This is a genomic window from Salipiger marinus, assembly GCF_035481585.1.
In the GTDB taxonomy this organism is placed as follows: Bacteria; Pseudomonadota; Alphaproteobacteria; order Rhodobacterales; family Rhodobacteraceae; genus Salipiger; species Salipiger marinus.
Map to the genome: position 1 here is coordinate 1 of NZ_JAYKSL010000068.1, position 2,176 is coordinate 2,176.

2 protein-coding genes are annotated in these 2,176 nt (G+C 62.9%); both read left to right on the plus strand.

Translation table 11 applies throughout. The features are described from left to right. The first annotated feature begins 112 nt into the window (after nucleotides 1-112). Entirely contained in the window at nucleotides 113-1,645 is a 1,533-nt protein-coding gene (gene istA / locus VK682_RS27120) for an IS21 family transposase (RefSeq protein WP_324782981.1), read from the plus strand. Continuing rightward, nucleotides 1,635-2,176: ATP-binding protein (locus VK682_RS27125; protein WP_324782982.1), on the plus strand; the 542-nt coding region annotated here is incomplete at its 3' end. The genes istA and VK682_RS27125, both read left to right, overlap by 11 nt.

The following is a 2,176-nucleotide window of genomic DNA, read 5'->3' on the forward strand; positions in this document are numbered from 1 at the left end:
TGTTGATTTCCACCCAGAACTGAGCCGGGTAGGCGCATAATTTCCACTGAGAACTGAGCCATGTGAACCTTCCCCCAAAGCGTTGAGCGGCGGGGGTAACGGAGTGATCCACATGGGACTTTTGAACATCATCCGACGGATGCATTTGCGTCAGAAGCTGTCGATCCGGGAGATCGCGCGGCGAACGGGGCTGTCGCGCAACACTGTGAGCAAGCATCTGACGGAGGGGACGGTCGAGCCAAAGTTCGCCACGCCGGAACGGCCGAGCAAGCTGGACCCCTTTGCAGAGAAGCTGGCCGGTTGGCTGAAGGCCGAGGCTGGAAAGTCGCGCAAGCAGCGGCGGACGCTAAAGCAGATGCACGCCGATCTGGTCACGCTCGGCTTTACCGGCTCCTATGGTCGGGTGGCAGCCTTTGCACGTCGATGGCGGGCGGATCGCCAGCGCGAGCAGCAGACGACAGGGCGCGGGACCTTCGTTCCGCTGTCTTTCCGCCCAGGCGAGGCCTTCCAGTTCGACTGGAGCGAGGACTTTGCCGTTCTGGGCGGCGAGCGCATGAAGCTGCAGATGGCCCACATCAAGCTGTCGCACAGCCGGGCTTTCCTGTTGCGCGCCTATCTGTTGCAGACCCACGAGATGCTGTTTGATGCCCATTGGCACGGCTTCCGGGTCTTTGGCGGCGTCCCAGGGCGCGGGATCTACGATAATATGAAGACGGCGGTGGATCGTGTCGGCCGAGGTAAGGAGCGGCAGGTCAACATCCGCTTCCTTGCCATGGCGAACCACTATGTCTTCGAGCCCGAGTTCTGCAATCCCGCCGCCGGCTGGGAGAAAGGTCAAATCGAGAAGAACGTTCGGGATGCCCGCCACCAGATCTTGCAAAGGATGCCGGACTTCCCCGACCTTGCCGCGCTGAACGCCTGGCTGGAACAGCGCTGCTTGGAGCTGTGGCGAGAGACGGCGCATGGCACGCTGCCCGGCACGATCGCCGATGTCTGGGCCGAGGAGCAGGTCGCGCTGATGCCGTTGCCGCCAGCCTTTGACGGCTTCATTGAACTGAGCAAGCGCGTGTCGCCTACCTGTCTGATCAGCTTTGAGCGCAATCGTTACAGCGTTCCCGCATCCTTTGCGAACCGCCCCGTCAGCCTGCGGATCTACCCCGACCGACTGGTTGTCGCGGCCGAGGGCAATATCCTGTGTGAGCATCTCCGCATCATTGAACGCAGCCATCAACTGCCGACGCGGACAATCTATGACTGGCGCCATTATCTGGCAGTCGTTCAGCGCAAGCCCGGGGCGCTTCGGAATGGCGCGCCCTTCCTGGAATTGCCACATGGCTTCAGACAGCTGCAGGAGCACATGCTGCGCAAGCCCGGCGGTGACCGCGAAATGGTCGACATCCTCGCCCTGGTGCTGCAGCACGACGAACAGGCCGTGCTTGCCGCCGTGGACCTCGCACTGGCCGAGGGCCTGCCGACCAAAACCCATGTGCTGAACCTGCTGCATCGGCTGGTCGACGGCAAGGTGATCGGCGGGCCGCCACTGGATACCCCGCAGGCTCTGGTCCTGCAGCGCGAGCCCAAGGCCAATGTCGAACGCTATGATGACCTGCGCGCCCAGGTCGCCGGAGGCCACCATGCGTCATGATCCAGCCAGCGGCGCCATCGTCATCATGCTCCGCAGCCTGAAGATGCACGGCATGGCGCAGGCCGTCACCGACCTGATCGAGCAAGGTGCCCCGGCTTTTGAAGCCGCCGTCCCGATCCTGTCGCAACTGCTGAAGGCCGAATTGGCCGAGCGTGAGGTCCGGTCCATCGCCTATCACATGAAGGCCGCACGGTTCCCGGCCTACAAGGACCTCTCCGGCTTCGACTTCGCTGCCAGTGAGATCAACGAGGCTACCGTCAGGACGCTGCACCGCTGCGAGTTCATGGATGGTGCGCAGAATGTCGTGCTGATCGGCGGCCCGGGCACCGGCAAAACTCATGTCGCGACAGCCCTCGGCGTCCAGGCTGTCGAGCATCACCGGCGAAAGGTCCGCTTCTTCTCAACCATCGAGCTGGTCAACACGCTCGAGCAGGAAAAGGCCAAGGGAAAGGCCGGACAGATCGCCGAAAGCCTCACCCGTCTCGACCTGGTGATCCTCGACGAGCTCGGATACCTGCCGTTCAGCGCCTC